The sequence below is a fragment of the Methylomonas sp. 2BW1-5-20 genome (assembly GCF_052474515.1).
Window position 1 is genome coordinate 549210 of the sequence record NZ_CP184127.1, and the last position, 24457, is coordinate 573666.

Genomic DNA, 24457 nt, shown 5'->3' on the forward strand with positions numbered 1-24457 from the left:
AAATTGCCGCCTTTTTATTCCCAGGCAACAAGGTTACTATGCAACAGGCAAAAAAACTTATCGAGCAGTACTATCAAGCATTCAACAACGGCGATATGGATACTTTCCTGAGTTTGTTGACTGACGATGTGGTACACGACATCAACCAAGGTAGCCGCGAACAAGGTAAGGCCGCATTCGCCGAATTCATGAAGAAAATGAATCACCACTATAAAGAGCAATTGGTGGATATGGTGGTAATGGCCAACGAAGATGGCACCCGCGGCGCTGCGGAGTTTGTGGTATTGGGCGAATATCTGAATACTGATGAAGGTCTGCCGGAAGCCAGCGGTCAAACTTATCGTTTGCCGGCCGGCGCTTTTTTCGACATCCGCGACGGTAAAGTAGCTCGCATCACCAACTATTATAATTTGGGCGATTGGATTGCCCAGGTCGATCCGCAGTAAGGCTTTTGTCTGGCGCATTGCCGATGCCGGCTAATTGGCATAGAATCCGAAAGGTTACATTCGGATTCGCCGAAAAAAATAACTACAAAACAGAGGAGAGCAACAATGGGTGAAACACAGAAATTGATGATCGCTGTAGTGGGGGTGTTTGTAGCCGGTTTTGTCTTGGTGGGCGTTAGTAAGGATCAATCCAACGAGGAAAAAGAAGCTGCCGCGCAAATTCGCACATTGGTTGCCATGCAGGAAATGGCTAACCAAAAATGTCCGAAGTTGATCGAAAACAAAACCGGTACCCAAGTATATTTTCCGTCCAAAACCGATACCGATAAAACGAGTTACGTGACGATGGAATGGGTAGGCGAGAAAGACTCCAACTTCAAAACAGCTTCTTGCACATTGCATTTGGCATTGGGTGGCGTCTCCAAACTTGTTATCGACGATAAGGTTTTGATTGACAAGAAATTTTAATCAAATTCAACGTTTTCTCGCGATAGCGGAAAACGTTGTTTGTCTCCAATGAGATCGGTTATCGGTCGAGTGCCTTTAGCCGATTTTATCAGTATTTTCTGAACGCGGACGCGTAGCATGGATGTCTATCCGGCAAGTTGAGATAATCGCAACAGAGTCAGCGTCGTGATGTCCTTTTGCCGTGGAATATAAACAATAGCCGGCGCCGACGAATGGCTTGCGCGGGCTTTAGGCATTGTAAAACGGTTTTGCTTGGTTAGCTTTGGCGCGTGTATTCGGCATTTGTTTATGGTCGTCTGGCGTTTCGGAATAACAATAGCCAATAATTAAGGAGTGAAAAAGATGGCGGATACCTCCATCCAGAAGGGTGTTTTAAAAACGTGGAAAGACGATAGAGGCTTTGGGTTTATTGAACCCGACAATGGCGAAAAAGATGTTTTTGTGCATATTTCCTCGCTAAAAGGCATGTCCCGCCGGCCAGTGCGCGGGGATGTAATATTTTACGAAGTTGCCCGCGATAACGGCGGAAAGCTGAAAGCCGTCAATGCCAAAATTGATGGGGTGGCATATCAAGAGAAAACGGCCAGACCGGGCAAGTTGTGGCTATGGCTGCTGGCGGCGGTGCTGGGATTGATCAGTGCGGCGGTGGCGGCGTATCTTTTATAAGGTGACGAAATTACGTTACCGTTGGCAGTTTTTACCAATTTTTTAACGCAAAGAGTGACACATGGACTGGCTACACTATCTGATCGACATCCTGCTGCATATCGATAAACATTTGGCCAACATCATTGGCGAATACGGTACGCTGACTTACGCGATTTTGTTTATCGTTATTTTTGTCGAGACCGGTTTCGTGGTGATGCCGTTTTTACCGGGCGACTCCTTGTTGTTCGCCGCCGGCGCTTTTGTGGCGATGGATGCGTTTAATTTGCCGGTATTGCTCGGGGTGCTGGCTTTTGCGGCGATATTGGGTGATACCGTTAACTATTGGATAGGCCGGAGTATAGGCCAACGGGCTTATTCCTTAAGTTGGGTAAACCGCGAACATCTGGATCGCGCTCAAGCGTTTTACGATACCTACGGCGGCAAAACCATCGTTTTGGCGCGGTTTGTGCCGATTGTGCGCACTTTTGCGCCGTTTGTCGCCGGTATCGGCCGGATGTCCTACAGTTACTTCATTTTATACAATATTGTCGGCGGCATCGCTTGGGTGCTGGTCTGTGTGTTTGCCGGCTATTTTTTCGGCAATATCCCGGTGGTGAAGCAGAATTTCGAACTGGTCATTTTGGGGATAGTGCTGGTGTCCGTGTTGCCGATTGTATTGGAAGTCTGGAAAGCGCGTAAGCAAGCCCGCCAATAGGTAAGGAAAATGGTTGAGATGAGCGATTCGCAAAAATGGTTTGTTCTGGCGTTTGTCTTGGCCTTCGGCGGCCTGCTGTATTTGTTGGCGCCGGTGCTAATGCCATTTGCGTTTGCGGCCATTCTCGCCTATCTCGGCGATCCGGTGGTGGATAGGCTGGAGACCTTGCAAATTCGGGGTTGGCGTTTAAATCGAACGCTGGCTGTTATGGTGGTTTTTTCCGGCATCATTTTTTTTATTGCCGCGCTGTTGATCGTTATTATTCCGGCTTTGGAATATCAGATCGGCGAGTTCATCGACAAACTGCCGTCTTATCTGAACTGGATAAACAAATCGGTGATCCCGGTTTTACAAAAGTATGTGGGGCGAAGCATCCGGCCGTTGCGAGAAGATCAATTGATTGTCTTGATCAAAAGTCATTGGCAAAACGGCGACGGTGCCGCCGAAAGCCTGTTCGAGTCGGTCTCGCATTCCGGTGCCTTAGTCATTGGCTGGGTGATGAATTTGGTGTTGATTCCCGTGATCACTTTTTATCTGCTGCGCGATTGGGATAAATTGATGACGCAAATTCACGATTTGTTTCCGCGCCGCTTTGCCGGCACTGTCGCGAAACTGGCTGGCGAGGCCGACGATGTGTTGGGTGCGTTCATGCGCGGTCAGTTTTACGTCATGTTGGCGCTGGGCGTGATTTACAGCTTTGGTTTATGGCTGGTCGATCTGGAATTGGCTTTGGTGATCGGCATGATGGCCGGCTTGGTCAGCTTCGTACCGTATATGGGAGCGATTACCGGGATTGTTTTTGCTTGTATATCGGCTTTATTGCAATTTCAGGACGCTATGCATCTATTGCCGGTATTGATCGTATTTGGCGTCGGGCAGAGCATCGAAGGCATGCTGCTGACGCCCTGGCTGGTGGGTAACAAAATTGGTTTGCATCCGGTGGCGGTCATGTTTGCGGTATTGGCCGGCGGCCGCTTGTTCGGGTTTTTAGGGGTATTGTTAGCGCTGCCGGTGGCCTCGGTGATCATGGTACTGCTGCGGCACGTTCATGAACGCTATACTTTTAGCGGTTTTTACAGTAACGGGTAACATTGGCCATGCGCAGAGCGGCGTTATTGGCGGTATTGGTGGGTTTAACTCCGATAGGACAGGCGAGCGATAGTCGCCGCGAACAGGATTACGCTACGGAAATACAGCAACAGCTGACAATGGGGCAGGCGGTATGGTTGAAGGTTGCCGATCAGCCCTTTCTGGGGCTTTATACCGAAGCGGAAAAAACCGATAACAGCAACGTCGTTATCGTATTGCACGAGATGGGCGAGCATCCCGATGCAAAACCTTTGGTTCACCGCATGCGAACCGCATTACCGTTACACAATTGGGCCAGCTTGTCTTTGCAAATGCCGATCAGGGAAAGCGGTGCGCGAACGGACGATTATTATCCGCTGTTTGACGAGGCGCGAGATCGCATCAATGCCGCTGTCGAGTATTTGCTGAAAAGTGGCGCGAAACATATCGCGATTGTGGGTTATGGCATGGGCGCCTTGATGGCGGCGTATCGGCTCGGCGATAAACCCAACGACGTCATGGCGCTGGTGTCGATCAGTTTGCCGGTGCCGCAAACCACGGCTCCCCAGGCGCAGAGTCTCGAGTTGATTAAAAAAGTGCAGCTGCCTTTTCTAGATGTTTATGCCGAATTCGATTTGCCCGCGGTGATCGATACTGCCCGGCAACGGCGCATGGCAGGGAAGGACAATCCGGTGTTCCGGCAGATAAGAATGGATGGCGAGGATCATGGCTATCAACAAGATTACGAATTGCTTGTTAAGCGCGTATACAGTTGGCTGACCGCGACGGTCAGCGAAAATTAATAATTATTACATAAGGTGTGACACATGTTTTTAACCGACGAATTGGTCGCGGAAATCAAACTTTTATCTTTGTTCAATCTGGAGTCCGCGCAAGAGGGCGTCAAGGTACACGGCAATGCCGATCCGGGCTTGATCGGCGCGGCGCAACGCCTGTTCGACAAGGGGCTGGTAACTCAGCACGATGGCGGTTATCTGACCGACTTGGGAATAGAAGTGGCTGAACATGCGCAACGGATGCTGACGATATTGAAGTCGAATTGAGCGCGGATCAAAACCCCAGTTCAAATAACCATTTCAACGAAACGTATAAAACCAGGCCGATTACCAAGTTATAAGCGAGGAATCGTATCGGTTTATTTAAGTTGTGGCGTAAAAAGCCGTTGTTTTCGCCCTGGGCCTTGAGTTGCAGATAGCGTTCGCGTTGGTAAAGGCGGCGTTGTTGTTGATACTCGTTGAATAGCAGTCTGGCTTTATTGAAATCCTCGTGTCGATATAGCCAGATGGCCGGCATGGAAATTCCCCAGTTGCCAGCCGACGTCTCGTAAAACTCAATATCGTTACTGGTCAGCAATTGGCGAACATCGTCGGCCTCGTCGTTGGGCACGCCTCTTAGCGAGAAAAATAAAATCGTCATGGCCGGCACTATATTTACGGGAGCGGCGATTATAAAGCAATTAGCTTTCATCGAGAGTTAAGCCTATGTTTTACCCATCTTTACGATGAACTGACGAATGGCCGGAAGCTGTTTATAGATTGTTCATCAGCCTGTAGCGGCGGGCGTTTAGTCATTATGATGCCTGTTGGCGGCAAGACCGATGCGTTCGGTTCAGTGCTGGCAACTGGCGCAAAAATAACTGGCGCGTTGGCCGATTTTGAGTTGTTGAATCGGTTCTTCGCAACGATGGCAGGCTTCACCCGCGCGGCCATAGACTTGTAGGGATTGCTTGAAATAGCCGGGTTTGCCTTCCGCATTGCTAAAGTCGCGTAAGGTGGTGCCGCCTTTGTCTATGGCTAGTTGCAATACTGTTTTTATTGCCGCAACCAATGCACCGTATTCGCGTGTATTCAGTTTGGCAGCCGGTCGTGTTGGCTGAACTCCCGCCAAAAACAAGGCTTCGCTGGCGTATATATTGCCAACGCCGACCACAATATGGCTGTCCATAATCAAGGATTTGATAGGTGTAGCGCGAGTGGCGGCGCGCTGTTGCAGATAGGCCGTATCGAATTCCGCCGACAGCGGCTCGGGTCCCAGCGCCGCCAATAATGGGTGGGTCATTACGTCGTCGGAAGTCCATAATGCCGCGCCAAACCGGCGCTGGTCGTTAAAGCGCAGCACGGTGTCGTCGGTAAAAATAAAATCGATATGATCGTGTTTGCGTAGCGCTTGCTCGGGTGTCGTGATTCGCAAATTCCCGGACATGCCCAGGTGCAAAATGAGCGTGCCGCGCGCCGTGCTGAGCAATAAGTATTTGCCGCGGCGTTCGACGCTATCCAGGCGTTGGCTGGGTAAATCTTTTGCTAACGATTCCGGCACCGGCCAACGTAGCTGCGGGTGACGCACGATCACGGATTTGAAGACTTTTCCTGCAATATGCGGCGCTATGCCGCGCCGACTGGTTTCAACCTCGGGCAATTCCGGCATGTTTGTGTCAGATTTGGGTAAGTAAGAACTTTGCTTCGTCCTGGATTTTTTTCCGGAAGAACAGCAGCTTCCAGCGGCTGCCGCCGCATTGCCGCCACAACAGCGTGGCGCGAATACCCGCCAACAATAAGGCACGGATCTTGTTGACGGTGCTTGGCGTTCCCAGGTATTGCTGATCGCCCTGCACCATGATACGGGGCTGTAATGTGCTGATGGTGCTGTGATATACATCGGCCAGATTGGCTAATACATTCTCGTGCAGTATGCCGAAATGTTGGGCTTGCGATTGGGCTTTGCCGACGCCACCCTGTATTGTCTTCTGCATGTCGGGTTTCGCGGCCAATTGTTTTTGCAAATAGACTATCTGCGCGGCGTAACGGGCTTGCTCAGGACTGGCCAGCACCCGGCTTCCCAATTGGGTCGTGAGCTGTTGCAGGCCATGTTCTATACCGGATAATCCGCCGTAAATGTCTAACACGCTGTCGGCATCAATTTTCAGCAGACTGGCTATGCTGGCTTCCAGCGCCGAGCTTTGGCAGTTGCCGGTTGTCGCCAGTTGATGAACCAGCGAACAGGCCTGGGCGATACCGGCTAAGGCTATGGTTTGATTGCTGAGTGTATTTAGGGACATATCGACTTGTAGGGTGGGGCTATCAATCGGTTTTGACAGGGTGGCCCGATTTAATCCAGGACTGGATGCCGTTGGATAAATGGTAAACATTTTTCATACCCAGCTGTTCGGTCAGAATTTGGCCGATTTTGCCGCTACGATTACCGGAACGGCAGACCAAAATCACCGGTTGTTCCGGCGAGGATTTCAGCTTCTCTAGGTTAACCAGCCATTTTTCCTGCTCGAAGCGGCCGTTACTGTCGAATGATTCCAGCTTTTGGCTATCGGCTATGACGCCGGTGGCTTGCCATTCCGCCGCAGTGCGCACGTCCACAACTAAGGCATTGCTATTTTGTTGCATGCTTAACAACTGTTCCGCCGACACTTGACCAAGCTCGGCGGCGTAAAGACAGGCGGCGGCCACGCAGCCCAGCCAGAATGAGATTAATCTTAGTGCCATAGTCGACTCGGTACGTCCGGTAAAAGGCTCAAGCAGCGAGGAAAGGTAATATGCGGGTTGCCCACCAGTCTATGCTTTCCAGATAAATATTGGCGATGCGTTCTGGGCCAATGTCGCGAAACGTGGTAAGACCCGGCTCCCAGCGCTCATAGGCGATGCAAAATTGTAACGCTTCACCGGCGTTGCCGCGATAATTCAAAACGGCGTCTCCGACATCTTCCGCCAACGGCAATTGTTCCAGTACTTTGGTTAGAGGCAAGTCCAACAGACTGTCCAAGCCGGAAAGCATGCCGATCAGAAAGTAATGCTCCGGATCCGCCTTGCTTTCCTGCGCCAGCAGTTCGCACATTTTGGCGCGGATCAGCACGTTTTGCAGCACGGAAGACGGCTTGTCGGATAATGACGACAGGGTCAGAATGTTGATCCAGCGCTTGATCTCGATCAAGCCCAAACAGGCTATCGCATGTTGAATCGACTCTATTTTTTGGGGGAGGCCGAAGAAGGCGGAGTTCAGGTAATGCAGCAATTTAAAACTGATACCGACATCTTGCGAGACTATCTTGCCGATTTCCGCAAAGCTGACATCCTGTTTGTTGACGATGGACAATAATTGGATGGCGGCGGTTTGGCTTACGCCGATCCGTTTACCTTCGACGATATTGGGTTTGCTGAAGAAAAAGCCTTGAAAAAGTTCGCATCCCCAATCGCGCAGGGTTTCGAATTGTTGATGGGTTTCCACTTTTTCCGCCAGCAGGCGAAGCTTGTAGGGTTTCAGCTGTTCAATTAGCTGTTTCGTGCCCTCCAGGCCGTCGGCCATCACATCCAGCTTTATGATGTCCGCAAACTCCAGTAGGGGCAGCCACTCCGGTGTCAGTACGAAATCGTCCAGTGCGATGGTGTAGCCGAGTTGCGACAATTCCCGCAGATTGGCGACGATATGAGCATCGATAGCGACACTTTCCAAAACTTCGATGACGATCCGGTCCTTTGGTAGATGCAGCGGGGTTTTGTCGAGTATGTTTTGCGTGGTGAAGTTAATAAAGGCTTTATGCGGGCCGACTAATTCGTTCAGGCCGATTTCCAGAATGGTGTCGGTGATGACTTGATTTGTGGCGCTGGCGGCACCATCTTTCAAGCTCAGGTCAAAATCGTGTCCTCTGAATAATATTTCGTAGGCAAAGGTATCGAGATGGCGGTCCAGAATTTGCTGTCGGCCAATCAGAAAATCTGTCATTTATTTACGGGCTCCCGGACATTGCACTATCATGCGAATTGGTCGCGCCTTATACCATGTTAAACGAGATTAAGTCGAGAGAGGCGGGCCGGTCTTAATTTGAATCATAAGGAGATAAACATGTCCGAATCAGCGACATTAACAGTAAGCGGTATGAAATGCGGCGGTTGTGAAAATAACATCGTCGGCAAAGTATCGGCAATAGCCGGCGTGGTAACGGTGCAGGCCTCGCATAAGGATAACCGGGTGGATGTCGAATTCGATCCCGCTCAAACCAACCTGGACGAAATTGAAGACGTTATCAGCGATGCCGGATTTAAGGTCGAATAAACCACAATAGCGCTTCGCCGCGTTCGGAATGACAATGTTCGGGAATCCAATCATGAGTGCAGATCAAGCAACTAATCCGCAACAGGAAGTACGCCTATCGATACTCGGTATGCGTTGCGCCGGTTGCGTCACTGCCGTGGAAACGGCGTTGGAGGCGGTGCCGGGCGTGGCATCGGTTGTCGTGAATTTTGCCGATCATTCCGCTACCGTCGCCGGTAACCCTGAGCATCAAGCGATGAAGCTGGCCTTAAAATCCGCCGGCTACGACGCGGCGGTGATGGAGGGCCTGGAAGACCCAGGCGAAGAGGAAAGACAGGAAGCGGAGCGCTATCGCGATTTACTTCTTAAGGCCGGCGTGGCGGGTGCTTTGGGTTTACCCTTGATGCTGGGCGCGCATCTGGATTGGTTTCCGATGATGGGAAGCTCCGTCGGTACGGTGTTTTGGTCCGAGGTAGCCCTGCTGACCTTGGCCGTGCTGTTCTATTCCGGCGGGCATTTTTTTCATAGCGCGCTTAAATTGTTGTTGGTTAAGCAGGCCAATATGGATACGTTGATTGCACTAGGTACCGGATCGGCGTGGTTCTATTCCTGTATCGTCATCGACTATTCCAGTCAACTACCTTCGCTGTCGGCGCACGCTTACTTCGAGGCCTCGGCGGTGATTTTGGCGTTCATCAATCTGGGTAGCGCTTTGGAGACTAGGGCGCGCGGTAAAACTTCGGCGGCGATACGGGCTTTGATCGGTTTGCAACCGAGGACCGCCCGCGTCGTGCGCGAGGGGCAAGACATCGACATCCCTATCGAACAAGTGGGACTCGGTGAAACCTTGCGGGTCAGACCGGGGGAAAAGATCGCCGTCGATGGCGTGGTACTGGAAGGGCATTCGACCATCGACGAGTCCATGCTGACCGGTGAATCGATGCCGGTGGAAAAAGTGGAAGGTTCCAGCGTCGCTGCCGGCACCATCAATCAGCAAGGCAGTTTCTTATTCAGCGCGACGCGCATCGGCCGCGATACCGCCTTGGCGCAGATTATTCAAAGTGTGCGGCAAGCGCAAAACAGCAAGCCGGCCATCGCCAAGCTGGCCGACAAAATTTCCGCAGTGTTTGTGCCGACCGTGGTCGCGATCTCGGTGCTTACCTTTTTCATATGGCTGGCCATCGGGCCCGATCCCGCCTTGGGTTATGCGTTTGTGACTTCAATGACGGTGCTGGTCATCGCCTGTCCGTGTGCATTGGGTCTGGCTACGCCGATTTCGGTGATGGTGGCGGTCGGCCGTGCCGCGCAAATGGGCATATTAATCCGCAAGGGCGAAGCCTTACAAAGCGCCGGTAAACTGACATGTATCGTTTTGGATAAGACCGGCACCGTGACAGCCGGCAAGCCCGGGTTGGCCGAAGTGATCGCTTTTGGCGATTATAACCAAGCCCAAGTGTTGCAGCTCGCCGCTAGTTTGGAAGCCGGTTCCGAGCATCCCTTGGCGGCGGCGATCTTAGTCGCGGCGGAGCAGCAGCAATTGAAGCTGGATAAGGTCAGAAAATTCCAGGCAGTTGCCGGTCACGGTATCGTCGGGCGTATTGCCGATCAACAATGCTTGTTCGGCAATGCGGCATTGCTTGCGGAACAAGGTGTCGATGCTAGCGCTTATCGCGAAAAAATGGCCGAATTGGCGGCAAAAGGCCAAACGCCGATGTTTTTGGCTGTAGAGAACGCGGTGGTCGGTATTGTTTCCGTGGCCGATCCGATCAAACCCGATTCCGCCGTAGCAATACATAAATTACGGCAGAACGGAATCCGGGTGTTGATGGTGACGGGCGATAACGAGATCACCGCGAAAGCCATCGCGGCGCAAGCCGGGATACACGAAGTGCGCGCGCAAGTGTTGCCGCAGGATAAGGCCGCGGTGGTCAAAGCCTTGCAACAGCAAGGCGAAATTGTCGGCATGGTCGGCGACGGCATTAACGATGCGCCGGCTCTGGCGCAAGCCGATGTCGGATTCGCGATCGGTACCGGTACCGATGTGGCGATAGAAAGTGCCGATATTGTGTTGCTGCAAGGCTCGTTATCCAAAGTGCCGGAAGCGATGGCGCTGTCCAAATTGACGGTCAGTAATATCAAGCAAAACCTGTTGGGTGCGTTTTTTTATAACACTATCGGTATTCCGGTTGCGGCCGGCTTACTGTATCCGTTGTTTGGCATATTGTTGAACCCAATGATTGCCGGCGCGGCAATGGCGATGTCGTCTGTAACCGTCGTCAGCAATGCCAACCGCTTGCGCTGGATTAAACTGGATATTAAGTAAGCGCGAAAAATGAATAGCGTACCGAGTTCGTCCGCACGACAGTTCAGCGTCGACGATTATCTGGCTTGGCCGGACGAAGAGCGTTGGGAGTTAATCGACGGCGTACCCTACGATATGAGTCCGGCGCCGAGTATCAAGCTCAAAATGTAGTGATCACTATTGCCACGAAGTTAAAAAACGGCTTGAAAGGTAAGCCTTGCAAACCTTTTATAGCACCAGTGGACGTAATTCTCTCCGAACACGATGTGGTGCAACCGGATTTGTTGGTAGTCTGCAAGCCGGAAAAGATCGGCGAAAAAGCAATACACGGCGCGCCGGATTTGGTGATGGAGGTCTTGTCCCCCAGCACTGCGCTAAAGGATATGCGCGAAAAGAGAGCACTCTACGAACGGGCCGGGGTGCGCGAATATGTGGTGATCGACCCGTTGGAGAATTATCTGCAACGCTTTTTTCTGGGCGATGACGGCCGTTATGGCAGTGCCGATGTATTCGGTGCCGAGGACAATATGCTCTTGTTGAGTTTGCCGGAGTTGATTTTGCCTTTGGCGGAGGTATTTGAGCAGTAAGGGGCCGTTGTTTGCGCCTTTGTCGGCGCAAACAACGGCGTGGAATTTACAGTTTGAACTGCGAAATAGTGGATTGCAAATTGCTGGCGATTTTTTGTAAATGATGCGCTTCTTGCGCGGTTTGCTCTGCATCCATGGTGTTGTTGATAGTTACTTCGTTAATCGAGTTGACGTTCTGATTGATGTGTTCCACCACAATGGTCTGTTCTTTCACCGCATCCGAGATATGCGTGTTCATATCGGAAATTTGCGCCACCATGTTGGAAATGTTATCCAACAACTCGCCGGTGCTCTCGATCACCGCGACGGTTTCCCTGGCTTGATTCTGACTTTCGGTCATCGCTTTTACCGCTTCCCGCGAGCCTTGCTGTAAGCGTTCTATCATCGCTTGAATTTCGTGGGTGGAATCCTGGGTGCGGCTGGCCAGCGTCCGCACTTCGTCGGCCACCACTGCAAAGCCCCGGCCTTGTTCGCCCGCTCGGGCAGCCTCTATCGCGGCATTCAGCGCCAGTAAGTTGGTTTGGTCGGCGATGCTTTGAATCACATCCAGCACCGAGCTGACATTCACGCAATTGTGCTCGACGTTGCCGATGACGCTGCTCGCTCTGTCGATGTTGTTGGAGAGGGCATGAATGGAGTTTACGGTGTTGTTAACGACGGCCCTGCCATTATTGGCGGCTTGGCTGCTTTTCTGCGCCGTCTGGGCGGCGTTATAGGTGTTGTTCGACACTTCGGTCACCGTGGCGGATAACTCCGTGACCGTGGCGGCCACCTGATCCGTACCTAACTGTTGTTTCAGAATGTCTTGTTGTACCCGCTCGGACATTTGGCTCAGGCGATCGGCTGCGGTGGTCAATTGTTGGGACTCCATGGCCACTTGCCGCATCAAGCCATGTAACAGGCTTAAAAATTCGTTGAACAGCTTGACGATGACCCCGACTTCATCCTCGCCTTCGTGGGGGATTCGTCTGGTCAAATCACCGCCGCCTTGCTTTAACACGCGTAAGGATCTTTGTAGCGCAGTTAATGGCGGTTCGATTTTGAAATAAAGCATGCCCAGGCAAGCAATTACAAACAGCAATAGTGCGATGGAAAATGCTATGCGCGTTAGGCTGTAATCGTGTAAGGACGAACTTAATTGTAGTTTGGCTTGATTTAACTCCCGATCCAACTGCTCGGTGAGAGTATTCAATTCACCGGTTAGGCGAACCGCGGTGTCGTCCAGTCCCGTGCCGGGCGCTTTCATGGTTGCCGTGCCGGCTTCGTTACCCAGATTGATATAGTCCCAGCCCATTTTTACACCGGCATCGTGCATGACCTGAATCTGTTGTTTCAAGGATGCCGTTTGCGCTTGCAGGGATGGTTGGGTTTGCGCGGCTTTGTCCAGATTGTCGAATGCGGCGTCCAGATTTTGCTTAGCTTCCGCAAAGCCGCCATCGCCATGCGTGGCGCCTACGTCGGTAAGAAACTGTTGAATTTGCACGATGTGAAAACGCACATGCGATAGATAGTCCGAGGTGTTCTGTTTTTCAGTGGCTTGTTGCAAATTGTCGTCGATAGATTGAAAGGCCTGCCATAACGAAACGACAAACAATAGATTGGCAATGGCCAGTGCCGAAGCAATTAAGATAAGTGTGGATTTAATCGAGGTGTTTTTAAACATGAGGTTTTGATGGTTATTTTTCTAATTTTTCCAGTTCGGCAACCAAGTTCGCTAATACTGAGATGGCCTCGTGTTGGGTCGGAGACAGTTCCGTGCCGCTGTTAATCAAGCACCGGCCGATTTGCTGATCGAGTTCGGCGAGTAAGCGCTGGCGGTGGTCGCGGCGGTTGCGCAGGTTGGCGACCATGGTTGAAAAGGATTGAGCCAAATCCTGTAGCTGATCGTTTTCTCGCAGATGCGTGACTGTATCCAGATTGCCTTTGCCTACTTCCTGGCACAAGGTTTCGAAGCGGTACAAGGGGCCGGCGATCTTATGCGAGGCGTAGAGTACGGTGCCGACCGCAATCCCGCCGGCGGCTAATATCGCGACCAAGTTGCCGATCAAAATCGAAATACCCAGTCGTTCCGAGGCGTTGACGATACTGGCGTGTGCCGATTGCGACTGCGCTTGCAGGTCGCCGCCGGTCATCCAGTAAATCAGCAGCGCCGAACATAAACCGGATAACAGTATCAGCGCAAAGGCGCCGAGGATAAACCGGCCTTGGAAATCTTTTTTTATAAAAACCTGACGGCGTTGAGAGGTGTTGTTCATGGGTTGGAACCTTAGTTGACGTTATGACAAGTTAGACAAAGTTCGCCGTCGCTATTGTTGCGGCGCAGTAAAAAGCTTTTCTTCAGCCTTTCGGCATTCATCAGCTTATCCATGAAGCTGTGACTGGCTTGCGGACGATCACTATCCAGTTTGCCGTGCGTGTAGTGGCAAGTCAGACAGGTGATGTCGTTTTCTTCATTCAACGGCAGGTCGGCAGGTACCGGGAAATCGATATTTAAGCCAACTTTGTGGCCTTGGTTGGGGTTGTGGCAGGCTGAGCACATCGCCACCCCGTCCTTGCTGAAGGTGGTTTGATCGACCGGCATGTTTTTGCTATGCAAAATCCCTTCGTCTTTAAATGCCGGCGCTGTGTTGTGGCAGTTAGTACACCCTGCTAGCGGTGTCTGCTTGGAAATGAGGTGCGGATTCTCGTTGGCGGTATGTGCGCCGTGAGCGAATAATAGTAACAGCAAACCGGTGCCGGCAGTCGATAAGCATTTATACAGAAGCTTGTTCATGGTCAGAATGACATCACAATTTGGGCTATACCCATTTTTTTGTCGAAGTATCGTTCAGCGATCCAAGTTCCCAAGGAATCGTTGTATTCAAATTTGATTCGTACATGATCGTTGAATTTGTAGTTAAGTCCTAAACTTAACATCGATATATCGTTTATGGCGACGGTGCTGCCGTCAAAATCCAGACCCAGTTTTTGGGAAGGTTTCCAGCTGCTGTATCGGACAAATGCATGAATTGGCTGTTTGGTTAAGTTCTCGAGGTCTGCTATCAAGGTTGAGTGATAACCGAGTTGATGGCCTTTGCCGAAAGGCGTGTTAGCGTCTGAAAAGTCGGGCACTATATTTCCGTCCGGGTCCAGAAATACTGCCTGATGCGATTGTAGTAGCATCACTTCGTTATTTAACCTTAGCATACCGTAGCCGATGCTGAGGTCGGCGCCGTAAACAGTGTTCCGGATGTTATTGTTTCGATCGAGCTCGCTAAGGTGCGATACGCCAATTTCTATGCCTTCCGGACTTGTGTTGTGAATTTTGTAAGTGTTTTGGCCGACCGCCATGCCCAGACGGCCGCCAATTGCGTGGCCGTCGTTCGCGTACATTGCGTCGGTCCAGAAAGCGGAATAATTGAACATGCCGAAAGAACCGTACGAACGCACGCCATCGCCGTTGTAACCACCTAGTTGCATTCTGGAGGTGGTCAGGGGGGCTGTGATTGTGATTCTGTCCTTATTGGCAAAATATTGATAGTCGCTGCCAAAAGGCAAGTCGAAACGGCCGGCCTGAACATGCAAGCCTTGGTTGTTGAAAATTCGGCCGCGCGGCGGGATGCGGTCGTTATACAAATGGTAGTCGACCAAAGCGACCGCAAAGCCGGCTGCCGTGCCGCCGCCGCTTAGCCCTCCCGGCCCGCTGTTTCCGCACGTCACAGAAACGGGTGCGGCGTAATCGGTGTTGGAAGAGTTACCGCACAACACTAATGCCGTACTGGCGCCGAAATGATTGTCATGTACGTAGTCCAAGTCCAATTCCACCGAACCCACGCTAAAAGTTTGGTCGGTGGAATTGCTGGTTTTCGCATTGACGTCGAAAAAACCGCTGATTTGTAGCCCATCGGCTTCCGCAGCTTCTTTCAAGTCGTTAATTTTTTTGTCCAGCGCCTTGAGTTTGTTATCCAATGTCGGTTCAGGTTTACCTGTACTGACAGTTTTTACCGGCACGGGTTGTTGTGTTTCGGCTAAGGCCGCAGGCTGATTTGAAACGGCCGGGACGGTGCCGGTGCGTTCTTGTTCCAGTTGCTTGATACGCGCTTCCAACTGTTCGATTTTCCGGTCTTTTTCCTTAAGCACGCTTTGTACAATTTGCCGAATATGCTCGTCTTCCGTCGCCGACGCCCAGCTGCCGGTTTGGCCCGCCAAGCTAAGCAGGGTGACGACCATTAGCTGATTTTTAGCGTTCATATCTGTCTCTTCCGTGTAAGCCTAGGACTACGTTTGATTAGGAATCTTGGTCAGAATCCAAGATTAGTTGCTTTTGCCTGCATTACAAGTTGCGCGATATTTCGCTGCCAATTCAGCGATCTGCTTACGAATGACCGCGCGGCTTATTCAACACGGATTCTAATGTTACAATGAACGGTTTTATGCCCGGCGCGTTGCTATCAGAGGCTGGGAAACCGCGAATCAAGCTTAGGTCGTTTATGAGTAAATTGAAATGTGCCGTGATCGGTGCCGGATATTTGGGGAAATTTCATACGGAAAAATATGCGTCGTTGAAAGATTGCGAATTGGTGGCAGTGGTAGACATCAATGCCGAGGCGGCCCAACAAGTTGCGGAAAAACACGGTACTCAGGCTTTGACGGATTACCAGGATTTGCTGGGCCAAGTCGATGCAGTCAGTATCGTGGTGCCGACTATTTATCATCACAAGGTGTCCAAGGATTTTTTAAATGCCGGCGCGCATGTGTTGGTGGAAAAGCCGATTACCGTTACGGTCGAGGAAGCTGACGAACTGATCGAGTTAGCCAAGGAAAAGAACGTCATTTTGCAGGTAGGTCATCTGGAGCGTTTTAATCCCGCCGTACGCGGTTTGGAAAAGCTGGAAGACAAACCTCTGTTCATCGAATCGCACCGCTTGTCGCCGTTCAATCCCCGCGCCAACGACGTCAGCGTGGTGCTGGACCTGATGATTCACGATATCGACATTATTTTAGCTTTGGTGGATTCGGAAATTGAGAAAATCGATGCCAGCGGCACGGCGGTACTCACGCAAGGCACAGACATCGCCAACGCCCGTATCACCTTTAAGAACGGTTGCGTCGCCAACGTCACGGCCAGCCGGATCAGCATGAAAATGGAACGTAAAATGCGGATGTTCCGCCCCTGTTCCTATATTTCCGTGGATTTTCAAAATCGGGTTTTGATTAAACATAGAACTGGCGAGAAGGAAATGTTCCCAGGCATCCCGGAAATCGTTACCGAGGAATCGGTATTCGAAAGCGGCGACGCCCTGCTTGATGAGATTAAACATTTTGTCAATTGCATCAAGACCGGCGAAAATCCGCTGGTTCCCGGCGAAGCCGGCCGCAAAGCCCTGGCTACCGCGATAGAAATCACCAAATTCTTAACCCATCGATAAAGGGCTGTCACTATGATCCCCATGGTCAATCTGCAGGCGCAGTATGCGGAAATTCAAGATGAAATCGTCGGCGGTTTCACCGAAACCCTTAATAATTGCGCGTTTATCCTGGGGCCGAATGTACAGGCTTTCGAAAAAGAAGCCGCAGCCTATTTGGGCGTCAAACATGCTATCGGTTGCGCCTCGGGTACCGATGCCTTGCATCTAGCCTTATTGGCCGAAGGAATAGCCTCAGGCGACGAGGTGATTACCAGTGCGTTTACCTTTATCGCCACCGCCGAAGCGATCAAATATGTCGGCGCCAAACCTGTATTTGTCGATATCGATCCGGGTACATTCAATATCACCCCGGCAAATATCGAAAAAGCGATTACTGCCAAAACCAAGGCGGTGATGCCGGTCCATTTATTCGGCCAGCCCGTGGATTTGCCAGCTATCAAGGCTATTTGCGACAAGCACGGTTTGAAATTGATAGAAGACTGCGCGCAATCTTTCGGTGCGACCGTTTATAACAAGCAAACCGGTAGTTTCGGCAACGCGGCCGGTTTTAGTTTCTTCCCCAGCAAGAATTTGGGTTGCTTCGGCGACGGCGGCTTGGTGACCACCGATTCCGACGAGACCGCCGCCAAGATCAAGCAATACCGCAATCATGGTTCGGACGTGCGCTATTACCACGACGTGGTGGGTTATAACAGCCGGTTGGACGAATTACAGGCAGTGGTGTTGCGCGCCAAATTAAAACGCATCGACCAATACAATTCGGCTCGTCGCCATGCCGCGCATTTGTATTCGGAATTAATGGCCGATCTGCCGCTGACTACGCCGTATGAAGACGGCATCGGCGTGCATGTTTATCATCAATATACCTTGTTGTCGGACCGCCGCGATGAGGTGATGAAAGCGCTGCAAGACCGGCAGATCGCTTGTGCGGTGTATTATCCGGTGCCGCTGCATCAACAAAACGTTTTCAAGGAAGAGTGTGCCGGTATCTCCTTGCCGGTTACCGAATCGGTGGCGGCGCGTTGTTTCTCGTTGCCGATTTGCTCCAATCTGAGCGACGATACCGTCAAGCAAATCGTCGGCGTGATTCGCGGCGTTTTCCCAGCATAATTCAATAAAGTAGGGTGGGCTGAGCAAAGCCCACCAACAAATCTGAAATGACCAAGCAACCAGCCTACACGGTGCTGTTCAGCGCCGGCGAATCCTCCGGCGACCAACACGCCGCCAATATGTTTTTGGAACTGAAGCAGTGTTGTCCGGCGATTCGCGGTGTCGGCATGGGCGGCAGCAAGATGCGCCAGGCCGGCATTGATGTGCGTTACGATTCGGCGGGGATTGGCGTGATTGGTTTGGTGGAAATCCTGAAGCACTACGGCGAGGCCCTCCGAGCGCTGAATTTGCTGAAGCAAATCATTGCTGATGAAAAGCCCGATTTACTGGTTTGCGTCGATTACAAGGAGTTCAATCTAAAACTGGCGCGCTTTGCCAAAGGTCAAGGCGTGAAAGTGCTGTTTTACGTTGGCCCGCAAGTATGGGCTTGGCGGCCTGGGCGGGTTAAAACTTACGGCAAGGCCATAGACATGATGGCGGTAATCTTTCCGTTCGAGCCCCGATATTACGAAGCAGAGAATGTGCCGGTGCGCTATGTCGGCCATCCTTCGGTGGATAAAGTCCACCCGCAACGCAGTCGGGCGGAGGATTCGGTTTTGTTCGGCCTCGATCCCGGCCGGCCTGTGGTAGGGATTTTACCCGGTAGCCGAAGTAACGAAATCAAACGCATGTTGCCGGTTATGCTCGCCGCTGCGGAAAAATTGACGGAGCGGCAACCTGCACTGCAGTTTTTATTGCCGCAGGCGGATTCGATCAGCGATGCCGAACTGGCCATGCATCTGGGTAATAGGGCTGTCACGATAAACGTGGTAAAACAGCAGCCTTACGATGCGATTCAGTGTTGCGATGCGGTGATGACGACGTCGGGCACGGCTTCTCTGGAAATAGCCTTGCTAGGCGTACCAATGGTGATCGTTTACCGGCTGGCGGCTTTTAGTTACTGGTTGGGCAAGCGGCTGGTGAAAATACCGTTTATCGGTCTGCCAAATATCATCGCCGGCAAGGCCATTGTCAAAGAGTTGATTCAGGAGCAACTCACCGCTGAAAATCTGGCGGCAGAGGTTACCCGCTTGCTTTCCGATGCGGGTTATCGACAGCGCTGTATCGATGAACTGCAGCAAGTCAAACGGCGGCTCGGCGACGGCGGCGGCTCGAAAAATATGGCGGAGCTGGCGTTGGAGATGTTAAGCCGGCAATAGGGCATACGGTTCGAAACGGATTCGCGCGATAGGGAACGGGAACTCAAGGTGAAAAACACATTAATGCTGTTACTGAAAATTACCGTCAGCGGCTGTTTGCTGGCATATTTGTTCAGTGTGGCCGATATTGACCAGTTCGTTTCCAGAATAACCAGTCTGTCGCCGGAGTTTGTGGTGTTTGGCTGGTTTTATTATGCGATTTGCCAATGGATTTCGGCTTACCGTTGGCAGCAATTCTTAACCGCGGAAGGCGCCAGCGTACCGGTCGGGAAACTGTTCAATTTCTACATGATAGGGATGTTTTTGAACAACTTCATTCCGGGCGGCCTGGGCGGTGACGTGGTTAAGGGCTACAGACTGCACCAAACCATTAACAATACCAATCTGGCGATAGTCTCGGTGTTTCTGGAGCGTCTGACCGGTTTGTTGGGGCTGACCTTGATCGCGGTGCTGGCCACGCCGTTTAATCTCGTCAAATTGCAATCGGATGTCACCTTGATGGCTGTGGCCGGTTCAGTGGTTTTTTTGCTGATGGTGGTACTGTTTATTTGGTGCCCGCCCATGGCTCGCTTCAATTTGTGGCTTGCCAAGACCTTGTTTCCCCATGCGTTCTATGAAAAGCTCAGTCAGCTGTATCTAGCTCTGTATTCGTTTCGGAAGCATCGCAAGACCTTGGCGAGCGCGACCCTGATTTCGGCGGTGCTGCAATTGATGTTTGCGATTTACTATGCCTTGGCTGCCCAGGCACTGCATATTCAAATCGATTTTATTTATTTTGTGTTGTTCCTGCCGGCGATTACTATTATTACGATGGTGCCGCTGTCGATAGGCGGCTTGGGGCTGCGGGAGGCGGTGATGATTAGTCTGTTCGGTTCGATTGGGGTATCCAGCGCTGACGTGTTGTCTATTTCCTTAAGCGTTTACAGCATCAATTTATTACTCAGCCTGTTTGGCGGATTACTGTTATTGCAAGGCAGTTTCTCCCGGTCAAGATGAGCGCAAAGCGATGAGGATATTAGGACTGATCGCCGGCTTGCACAGAGGCTATTATGTTTTTGCGGTTGCGTTCTTGGCCATATTATTAGCTTCTCTGCGCGATTGGTATCCTTTGCCCGCCAGCAGCCTTTCCGGTTTTGAGCGCGATGCGCTGGCGCCGGTGTTGCATGCGCCGGTAATCTGGGAGTTGGGCTTGCGAATTGCGCTTCCGGTTTTTGCATTCGCCGCGTTTGCCGTGCTGCGTTGTCGGCCGGGACTAAATGGTCTGCTGGCTGGTATCGGCTGGCTGTTGCTGGGCCTGGTCTTGGCGTTTCCCTATGTAATTAATCAGTGGTATCCGGAAATCGGCGTTGATACCCGCGTGGTGTTTCGCCAAGTCGATCGGGTGGTCAACGATCTGGAAGCCAGTCTGAATTGGCAGCAAATCGATTGGCGGCAAACCTATGTAATTGATACCAAATCCCAGCCGCCGGAAACCATAGGCACTAGTGTCTTCGACGATATTTGGGGGTTGGAAGCGATATTGCCGGAATACCAGACCCATGTGTTGCAGAACATATTGGGCTATTCCAACGAGTTTTTAAACCTCGTCAGCCGCGCCTGGGTTTTTGCGCTCGTAGGGCTGACTTTGTTAATGTTGGCCATGCACTTACTGGACGGCGGCTTACCCGCCTCCAAGGCCAAGCGCGGACTTTGGGCCTTGAGTTGCGCGACGCTGACGATGGGTTTGCTGCTGCCCAAACTATTAGGGTATTACTGTATCGAGCAAGGCAAGGACAGTTATGCGAAAGGCGATCTGCTAATTGCGGAACGCTATTGGCGGCAAGCAGGCGAGTGGAACCCGTCTCTACGCTTTTCTCTCGGTTATTTTACTAAGCTGGGCGAATTGGCGATGGAGCGCGGTTGCGCGGATTGTCCCGAGGCGGCGCTATATGAGTTGGCTAAAGCCATCAAAACCGGTCAATATTGGCGCGCCGAACAAGCGGCAATGCATGCAGAACGTTATCCTTTATCGGATATTCCGGGGTATCGTTATTGGCTGGCATCGGTTTATCTGGAATACGGTATCCAGGCTTTTAATGCCGGCCAATACGGGCTGGCAGAAGAACTGTGGCAGAAAACCCTGTTGCAACTTCCTACCGCCGCGATGGCCTGGCATGGCTTGGCCTTGGTCCATATCAAATACAAACAATTTGATCGCGCGGCGGCTGAAATGCAGCAAGTTGTGATGTTGCAAAAGTATCTGACCTTTAAAAAACTGACAATTACCGGCCAGTTCTATTTAACGAAAAGTTGGGATGCCTATCAACGTGGCGATCTACCGGCTGCGCAGCTGTTTTACAGCCAATATCTCACGCCGGAAAGTTGGAAATAATATGAACCTGCCTGCCGCCAAATTCAGGGTGTTGCCGATAGCTTGGCTGTTGATAGGTTCCTTGCTGATAGCCTTGAGCATGGCAAATTACTTATTGCCGTTGCGAGCTGGGTTAATCGAAGACACGATGCCGGACGGTTGGATAAGCGCGTCAAATGCGGAGCGGCGAGCGTTTTTTCGGCAGGAAATTATGCTGCCGTTTAAACCGCAACATGCCTGGGTGGCCTTGTTGGCCGACGATTATCAATTGGTTGTCAACGGTAAGGAAGTGTCCTGGAACAAGTATTCCATTAATTCCAGTTTGCCGTTTCAGAGCCGTTACGCGGATCGGCCGCAAGCCGGCTTGCCGCATAGCTGGGACATTCCGCGCAACCCGACCTCGCAGCGCGCCGCCAATGAAGAGTGGCGCATGGTGCGTTATATCGATCTAAGCACTGTGTTGCGTCCCGGCAAGAATATTTTGGCGGTATACGTGCAATCGCCGGATCGTCCGCGTTTTGCCATCAAGGGCCGGATAATCGGCGACGGCATGAGCGTGCTGGTTGGCGGACGTGCCGATCAGTGGCGAGCCGTGCCTGTTGCTAAAAATGTGGTCGAGCAACGTTATTTCGATCCGGCTTATTCGGATTTGGATTGGCCGCAGGCTTTGCCGCTTGGTCCTATCGATAAACCGGTATTTGCTTCGGCGGATCCGGCGATTTGGACCACGCCTCGTCAGGATGTCGGCATCGGTGGGCCGCAGTTAACCGGCGATGTGCGCCTGGCTATCGAATTGGCTGCGCTAAATGCCGATGCTAAAGAGTCTTCGGCATGGATTAGAGTGGCGAGCACTTGGCCGTATTATCTGTTTTGGGGCGAAAATCAAATCGGCGCGGGCGGCATTTCGGGAAATGTCGAGGCTTTTGATGTAAGCCGTTACTTACGCGCCGGCAATGGCCGCCTGAGTTTACGTCTGGTCAGACCGGACGGCGATTATAGTCCGCCCAATGTGGTGCTGGACGGCAGGATCGGTAGTCAGGTGTTGGACGCCAATTTACATTGGCAGGCATTGCAAAACGAACATCCGGACTGGCTAAACGGTGGTGGAAAATGGCTGCCGGCGACGGCGATACCGACCGCCATGCCTGCCGGCAAAATAAGTTTTCAACAGCCGGTACCGGTCGATAGTCTCGGGCTTTTTGAATTTACACAATTTTGGTTGTTGATTTGCATTCTATGCGGGATGGCGCTGGTGGCTATCAGTCTGCTTTGTCGGCGAGCCAGCTGGTTAACGGATCGCCGGGAGAAAATTCCCTACTGGTGTTTTTCGATTGCGGTATTCATTGCAATGTTGGTGACGGCATTGCGCGCACGCTTCGGCGAAACCGATAGCTCACTCTGGTTTGACGATCCGGCTTTGCAAAACTTCTGGATGGGCCTAGTACCTTTGGCCTTGTTGGTGGCGATGCTTGGGTTCTTTCTAAAGCCGGCTGTATTCAAAGACTCCAAGATTTTCGATTGGCGATCCAAGCGCGGCGGTTTCTTCTTGGTCTTAACCTTAGTGCTCGGATTTGCGTTGCGCTATTACCAGATCGGTTTCGACGACCTGCAAGCCGATGAAAACGTAAGCTGGGATGCCGCGCGTGGCATTACCAAGGGTTTATCGCCGGAAGCCGTGTCCGGTGTGCTCTATACCCGCTCACCTTTATATCATTACGTATTGGCGGTTTGGCTGTGGCTGTTTGGCGATGTAAAAGAGGTAGCCCGGGGATTGTCGATGCTGCCTGGGTTGGGAGTGATTGCCGCATCTTATGCCTTGACGCTGAAACTGAGCCGGCATACCGGCTTGGCCTTGTTAGTCGCATTATTGTTGGCGCTGGATCCCTGGCAAGTGTATGTTTCCAGAATCATCCGCTTCTATCAGTTCATGCAGTTTTTAGGTGTGATGACGGTGTATTACTTTCTGCGCGGTTTTATCTACCGGGAAGGTAAATTTTATCAAAATCTGTTTTTTGCTTTTTGTACTGCTACAGTATTGAGTCAGGAAGTGTTTGTGATCACGTTTCCGGCTTTCTGTATCGCCGGTTTATTATTTTACAAAGCATTCGACTGGCGGAAAGACCGTAACGTAGTCATAGGCTTTGTGACGATGATGTTTATCACGCTGGCCGATATGGCCATTTTCACGATTTTGTGTTTGACCTCGCATGTCGGTATCGCCACCTCCAGCGGCTCTATCATGCAGTTGCATTTGATCAATCCGCACGTGTTCTTTAATCTGTTTTTTGTCGGCAATCAACGTATTGCTTTGCTTTACAGTGCTTTATTCCTGTCGGGTATTGTGTACTGGTTTAAATTACGCGCCGACAAACGGGCGGTGATGATTACCTTGTATCTAATCACCCTGGTCAGTGTGTTGATCGCATCGGTGTTGCTGATGCAGATTGCCAATCGCTACGTGTTTCCGCTATATCCGTTTTTAATCATCATCGCGGTGCTGACCGCGCATGGCTGGATCGGCTATTTTGCCGACAAGTTATTTGCACGCGACGCGGTGGAAACGGTTTACAAGCGGCGTTGGCTTACGATGGTAGTCGGTATCTTAGTTTTGCTGATCCCCTTGCAATCGGACCCGCAAGCCATGGCAGACTCCTATCTGCGGCCCAATAATATGGGTCATGAATCGGCTTACGACTTTATTGCGGCGCAAAAAAACGCCGGAGACAAAGTCATGTCGGTGTCGCCGATGGCGGGTGCGATTGTACTGGGCGGGATCGATTATTATTTGATGGAAGCGATGTCCTATGACGAGGTCTATCGCCATAGCGGCGTTACAGGCGGAATCGTCGATCGCTGGGGCGGCGGCAAATTAATCCAAAATATCGACGAAGTGCGGGATTTATTCAATCGCCAGACCAGGGTGTGGGTGATTTTGGATGAAATGGAAAACAAAAAAATGTCCGACGAGTTGCTGGCATTTTTGGACAGGGCCTGCGAGACGAAATACGAATTTTTTGGCGGTAAGGTGTTGCTGTGGGATAGCGGCAAGGGACTGTATTGAGCACTTGCCGGTTGGTGGTGGTTTTCGGTATCGGCGT

Annotated in this window: 26 protein-coding genes; 17 read left to right on the plus strand and 9 right to left on the minus strand. The window is 51.5% G+C overall.

The genetic code is table 11. The features are described 5' to 3' along the window. The first annotated feature begins 38 nt into the window (after window positions 1-38). The 7 genes from ACH50O_RS02410 to ACH50O_RS02440 all read left to right on the plus strand — a co-directional run bounded on the left by ACH50O_RS02410 (window position 39) and on the right by ACH50O_RS02440 (window position 4409). Window positions 39-446, plus strand: coding sequence for a ketosteroid isomerase-related protein (locus ACH50O_RS02410; protein ID WP_446810464.1), 408 nt, complete (start codon window positions 39-41; stop codon window positions 444-446). A gap of 105 nt (window positions 447-551) precedes the next feature. Continuing rightward, entirely contained in the window at window positions 552-914 is a 363-nt protein-coding gene (locus ACH50O_RS02415) for a hypothetical protein (RefSeq protein WP_446810465.1), read from the plus strand. Window positions 915-1256: 342 nt separating this feature from the next. Continuing rightward, window positions 1257-1580 carry a cold shock domain-containing protein gene (locus tag ACH50O_RS02420; protein ID WP_446810466.1) on the plus strand — a complete coding sequence of 108 codons (324 nt, stop codon included), beginning with the start codon at window positions 1257-1259 and terminating at the stop codon, window positions 1578-1580. Window positions 1581-1641: 61 nt separating this feature from the next. Beyond that, the gene (locus ACH50O_RS02425) at window positions 1642-2277 is read left to right on the plus strand and encodes a DedA family protein (RefSeq protein WP_446810467.1); all 636 of its coding nucleotides are present in this window, start codon (window positions 1642-1644) and stop codon (window positions 2275-2277) included. Window positions 2278-2295: 18 nt separating this feature from the next. Continuing rightward, window positions 2296-3366 (plus strand): AI-2E family transporter, encoded by a 1071-nt coding sequence (locus tag ACH50O_RS02430; protein WP_446810468.1) that lies wholly within the window; start codon window positions 2296-2298, stop codon window positions 3364-3366. Between the two features lie 8 nt (window positions 3367-3374). Then, the gene (locus ACH50O_RS02435; RefSeq protein ID WP_446810469.1) at window positions 3375-4148 is read left to right on the plus strand and encodes a DUF3530 family protein; all 774 of its coding nucleotides are present in this window, start codon (window positions 3375-3377) and stop codon (window positions 4146-4148) included. Window positions 4149-4172: 24 nt separating this feature from the next. After that, the gene (locus ACH50O_RS02440) at window positions 4173-4409 is read left to right on the plus strand and encodes a TIGR02647 family protein (protein ID WP_446810470.1); all 237 of its coding nucleotides are present in this window, start codon (window positions 4173-4175) and stop codon (window positions 4407-4409) included. A 7-nt stretch (window positions 4410-4416) separates the two neighbouring features. Here ACH50O_RS02440 and ACH50O_RS02445 read toward each other — a convergent pair whose 3' ends face one another. From ACH50O_RS02445 to ACH50O_RS02465, 5 genes are all read right to left on the minus strand, one after another. After that, entirely contained in the window at window positions 4417-4782 is a 366-nt protein-coding gene (locus ACH50O_RS02445; protein WP_446810471.1) for a DUF6164 family protein, read from the minus strand. 192 nt (window positions 4783-4974) lie between these two features. Continuing rightward, the gene (gene mutM, locus ACH50O_RS02450) at window positions 4975-5790 is read right to left on the minus strand and encodes a bifunctional DNA-formamidopyrimidine glycosylase/DNA-(apurinic or apyrimidinic site) lyase (protein WP_446810472.1); all 816 of its coding nucleotides are present in this window, start codon (window positions 5788-5790) and stop codon (window positions 4975-4977) included. 7 nt (window positions 5791-5797) lie between these two features. Next, window positions 5798-6421, minus strand: a complete 624-nt coding sequence (hflD, locus tag ACH50O_RS02455; protein WP_446810473.1) for a high frequency lysogenization protein HflD — start codon at window positions 6419-6421, stop codon at window positions 5798-5800. Window positions 6422-6443: 22 nt separating this feature from the next. Next, window positions 6444-6860 (minus strand): rhodanese-like domain-containing protein, encoded by a 417-nt coding sequence (locus ACH50O_RS02460; protein ID WP_446810474.1) that lies wholly within the window; start codon window positions 6858-6860, stop codon window positions 6444-6446. A gap of 28 nt (window positions 6861-6888) precedes the next feature. Next, a complete protein-coding gene (locus ACH50O_RS02465) occupies window positions 6889-8094 on the minus strand; it encodes an EAL and HDOD domain-containing protein (RefSeq protein ID WP_446810475.1) in 1206 nt (401 codons plus the stop codon). 120 nt (window positions 8095-8214) lie between these two features. Here ACH50O_RS02465 and ACH50O_RS02470 point away from each other — a divergent pair, with 120 nt between their 5' ends. From ACH50O_RS02470 to ACH50O_RS02485, 4 genes are read left to right on the plus strand one after another with little or no spacing between them, the layout of a single operon-like run. Next, window positions 8215-8424 carry a heavy-metal-associated domain-containing protein gene (locus tag ACH50O_RS02470; RefSeq protein WP_446810476.1) on the plus strand — a complete coding sequence of 70 codons (210 nt, stop codon included), beginning with the start codon at window positions 8215-8217 and terminating at the stop codon, window positions 8422-8424. A 52-nt stretch (window positions 8425-8476) separates the two neighbouring features. After that, window positions 8477-10726 carry a heavy metal translocating P-type ATPase gene (locus tag ACH50O_RS02475; RefSeq protein ID WP_446810477.1) on the plus strand — a complete coding sequence of 750 codons (2250 nt, stop codon included), beginning with the start codon at window positions 8477-8479 and terminating at the stop codon, window positions 10724-10726. Window positions 10727-10735: 9 nt separating this feature from the next. After that, entirely contained in the window at window positions 10736-10876 is a 141-nt protein-coding gene (locus tag ACH50O_RS02480) for a hypothetical protein (RefSeq protein ID WP_446810478.1), read from the plus strand. Next, a complete protein-coding gene (locus ACH50O_RS02485; RefSeq protein ID WP_446810479.1) occupies window positions 10876-11292 on the plus strand; it encodes a Uma2 family endonuclease in 417 nt (138 codons plus the stop codon). The genes ACH50O_RS02480 and ACH50O_RS02485 overlap by 1 nt, the downstream gene beginning before the upstream one ends. A 46-nt stretch (window positions 11293-11338) precedes the next feature. Here the strand turns inward: ACH50O_RS02485 and ACH50O_RS02490 are convergent, their stop codons facing one another. From ACH50O_RS02490 to ACH50O_RS02505, 4 genes are read right to left on the minus strand one after another with little or no spacing between them, the layout of a single operon-like run. Next, window positions 11339-12955 (minus strand): methyl-accepting chemotaxis protein, encoded by a 1617-nt coding sequence (locus ACH50O_RS02490; RefSeq protein ID WP_446810480.1) that lies wholly within the window; start codon window positions 12953-12955, stop codon window positions 11339-11341. Between the two features lie 13 nt (window positions 12956-12968). After that, window positions 12969-13547, minus strand: a complete 579-nt coding sequence (locus ACH50O_RS02495; RefSeq protein ID WP_446810481.1) for a hypothetical protein — start codon at window positions 13545-13547, stop codon at window positions 12969-12971. 11 nt (window positions 13548-13558) lie between these two features. Then, window positions 13559-14065 carry a hypothetical protein gene (locus ACH50O_RS02500; protein ID WP_446810482.1) on the minus strand — a complete coding sequence of 169 codons (507 nt, stop codon included), beginning with the start codon at window positions 14063-14065 and terminating at the stop codon, window positions 13559-13561. Between the two features lie 2 nt (window positions 14066-14067). Further along, window positions 14068-15522: a hypothetical protein gene (locus tag ACH50O_RS02505; RefSeq protein WP_446810483.1), complete on the minus strand. Its 1455-nt coding sequence runs from the start codon at window positions 15520-15522 to the stop codon at window positions 14068-14070. A gap of 239 nt (window positions 15523-15761) precedes the next feature. Here ACH50O_RS02505 and ACH50O_RS02510 point away from each other — a divergent pair, with 239 nt between their 5' ends. The 6 genes from ACH50O_RS02510 to ACH50O_RS02535 are packed head-to-tail and all read left to right on the plus strand — an operon-like array spanning window position 15762 to window position 24420. Then, window positions 15762-16700, plus strand: coding sequence for a Gfo/Idh/MocA family oxidoreductase (locus ACH50O_RS02510; RefSeq protein WP_446810484.1), 939 nt, complete (start codon window positions 15762-15764; stop codon window positions 16698-16700). Between the two features lie 12 nt (window positions 16701-16712). Further along, entirely contained in the window at window positions 16713-17810 is a 1098-nt protein-coding gene (locus ACH50O_RS02515) for a DegT/DnrJ/EryC1/StrS family aminotransferase (protein WP_446810485.1), read from the plus strand. Window positions 17811-17857: 47 nt separating this feature from the next. Continuing rightward, window positions 17858-19009, plus strand: a complete 1152-nt coding sequence (lpxB, locus tag ACH50O_RS02520) for a lipid-A-disaccharide synthase (protein ID WP_446810486.1) — start codon at window positions 17858-17860, stop codon at window positions 19007-19009. A gap of 48 nt (window positions 19010-19057) precedes the next feature. Further along, window positions 19058-20005 carry a lysylphosphatidylglycerol synthase transmembrane domain-containing protein gene (locus tag ACH50O_RS02525; RefSeq protein WP_446810487.1) on the plus strand — a complete coding sequence of 316 codons (948 nt, stop codon included), beginning with the start codon at window positions 19058-19060 and terminating at the stop codon, window positions 20003-20005. 10 nt (window positions 20006-20015) lie between these two features. Continuing rightward, window positions 20016-21380 carry a tetratricopeptide repeat protein gene (locus ACH50O_RS02530; protein ID WP_446810488.1) on the plus strand — a complete coding sequence of 455 codons (1365 nt, stop codon included), beginning with the start codon at window positions 20016-20018 and terminating at the stop codon, window positions 21378-21380. Window position 21381: 1 nt separating this feature from the next. Then, a complete protein-coding gene (locus tag ACH50O_RS02535) occupies window positions 21382-24420 on the plus strand; it encodes a hypothetical protein (protein ID WP_446810489.1) in 3039 nt (1012 codons plus the stop codon). The last annotated feature ends 37 nt before the right edge of the window (window positions 24421-24457 follow it).

What these genes read in the sequence shown, in the direction of transcription:
- ACH50O_RS02415 (WP_446810465.1), top strand. Translation starts at nt 552, where the DNA reads ATGGGTGAAACACAGAAATTGATGATCGCTGTAGTGGGGGTGTTTGTA.
- ACH50O_RS02495 (WP_446810481.1), bottom strand. Translation starts at nt 13,547, where the DNA reads ATGAACAACACCTCTCAACGCCGTCAGGTTTTTATAAAAAAAGATTTC.
- ACH50O_RS02430 (WP_446810468.1), top strand. Translation starts at nt 2,296, where the DNA reads ATGAGCGATTCGCAAAAATGGTTTGTTCTGGCGTTTGTCTTGGCCTTC.
- hflD (WP_446810473.1), bottom strand. Translation starts at nt 6,421, where the DNA reads ATGTCCCTAAATACACTCAGCAATCAAACCATAGCCTTAGCCGGTATC.
- mutM (WP_446810472.1), bottom strand. Translation starts at nt 5,790, where the DNA reads ATGCCGGAATTGCCCGAGGTTGAAACCAGTCGGCGCGGCATAGCGCCG.
- ACH50O_RS02515 (WP_446810485.1), top strand. Translation starts at nt 16,713, where the DNA reads ATGATCCCCATGGTCAATCTGCAGGCGCAGTATGCGGAAATTCAAGAT.
- ACH50O_RS02420 (WP_446810466.1), top strand. Translation starts at nt 1,257, where the DNA reads ATGGCGGATACCTCCATCCAGAAGGGTGTTTTAAAAACGTGGAAAGAC.
- ACH50O_RS02530 (WP_446810488.1), top strand. Translation starts at nt 20,016, where the DNA reads ATGAGGATATTAGGACTGATCGCCGGCTTGCACAGAGGCTATTATGTT.
- ACH50O_RS02460 (WP_446810474.1), bottom strand. Translation starts at nt 6,860, where the DNA reads ATGGCACTAAGATTAATCTCATTCTGGCTGGGCTGCGTGGCCGCCGCC.
- ACH50O_RS02475 (WP_446810477.1), top strand. Translation starts at nt 8,477, where the DNA reads ATGAGTGCAGATCAAGCAACTAATCCGCAACAGGAAGTACGCCTATCG.
- ACH50O_RS02480 (WP_446810478.1), top strand. Translation starts at nt 10,736, where the DNA reads ATGAATAGCGTACCGAGTTCGTCCGCACGACAGTTCAGCGTCGACGAT.
- ACH50O_RS02500 (WP_446810482.1), bottom strand. Translation starts at nt 14,065, where the DNA reads ATGAACAAGCTTCTGTATAAATGCTTATCGACTGCCGGCACCGGTTTG.
- lpxB (WP_446810486.1), top strand. Translation starts at nt 17,858, where the DNA reads ATGACCAAGCAACCAGCCTACACGGTGCTGTTCAGCGCCGGCGAATCC.
- ACH50O_RS02510 (WP_446810484.1), top strand. Translation starts at nt 15,762, where the DNA reads ATGAGTAAATTGAAATGTGCCGTGATCGGTGCCGGATATTTGGGGAAA.
- ACH50O_RS02425 (WP_446810467.1), top strand. Translation starts at nt 1,642, where the DNA reads ATGGACTGGCTACACTATCTGATCGACATCCTGCTGCATATCGATAAA.
- ACH50O_RS02445 (WP_446810471.1), bottom strand. Translation starts at nt 4,782, where the DNA reads ATGACGATTTTATTTTTCTCGCTAAGAGGCGTGCCCAACGACGAGGCC.
- ACH50O_RS02535 (WP_446810489.1), top strand. Translation starts at nt 21,382, where the DNA reads ATGAACCTGCCTGCCGCCAAATTCAGGGTGTTGCCGATAGCTTGGCTG.
- ACH50O_RS02470 (WP_446810476.1), top strand. Translation starts at nt 8,215, where the DNA reads ATGTCCGAATCAGCGACATTAACAGTAAGCGGTATGAAATGCGGCGGT.
- ACH50O_RS02490 (WP_446810480.1), bottom strand. Translation starts at nt 12,955, where the DNA reads ATGTTTAAAAACACCTCGATTAAATCCACACTTATCTTAATTGCTTCG.
- ACH50O_RS02505 (WP_446810483.1), bottom strand. Translation starts at nt 15,522, where the DNA reads ATGAACGCTAAAAATCAGCTAATGGTCGTCACCCTGCTTAGCTTGGCG.
- ACH50O_RS02465 (WP_446810475.1), bottom strand. Translation starts at nt 8,094, where the DNA reads ATGACAGATTTTCTGATTGGCCGACAGCAAATTCTGGACCGCCATCTC.
- ACH50O_RS02440 (WP_446810470.1), top strand. Translation starts at nt 4,173, where the DNA reads ATGTTTTTAACCGACGAATTGGTCGCGGAAATCAAACTTTTATCTTTG.
- ACH50O_RS02410 (WP_446810464.1), top strand. Translation starts at nt 39, where the DNA reads ATGCAACAGGCAAAAAAACTTATCGAGCAGTACTATCAAGCATTCAAC.
- ACH50O_RS02435 (WP_446810469.1), top strand. Translation starts at nt 3,375, where the DNA reads ATGCGCAGAGCGGCGTTATTGGCGGTATTGGTGGGTTTAACTCCGATA.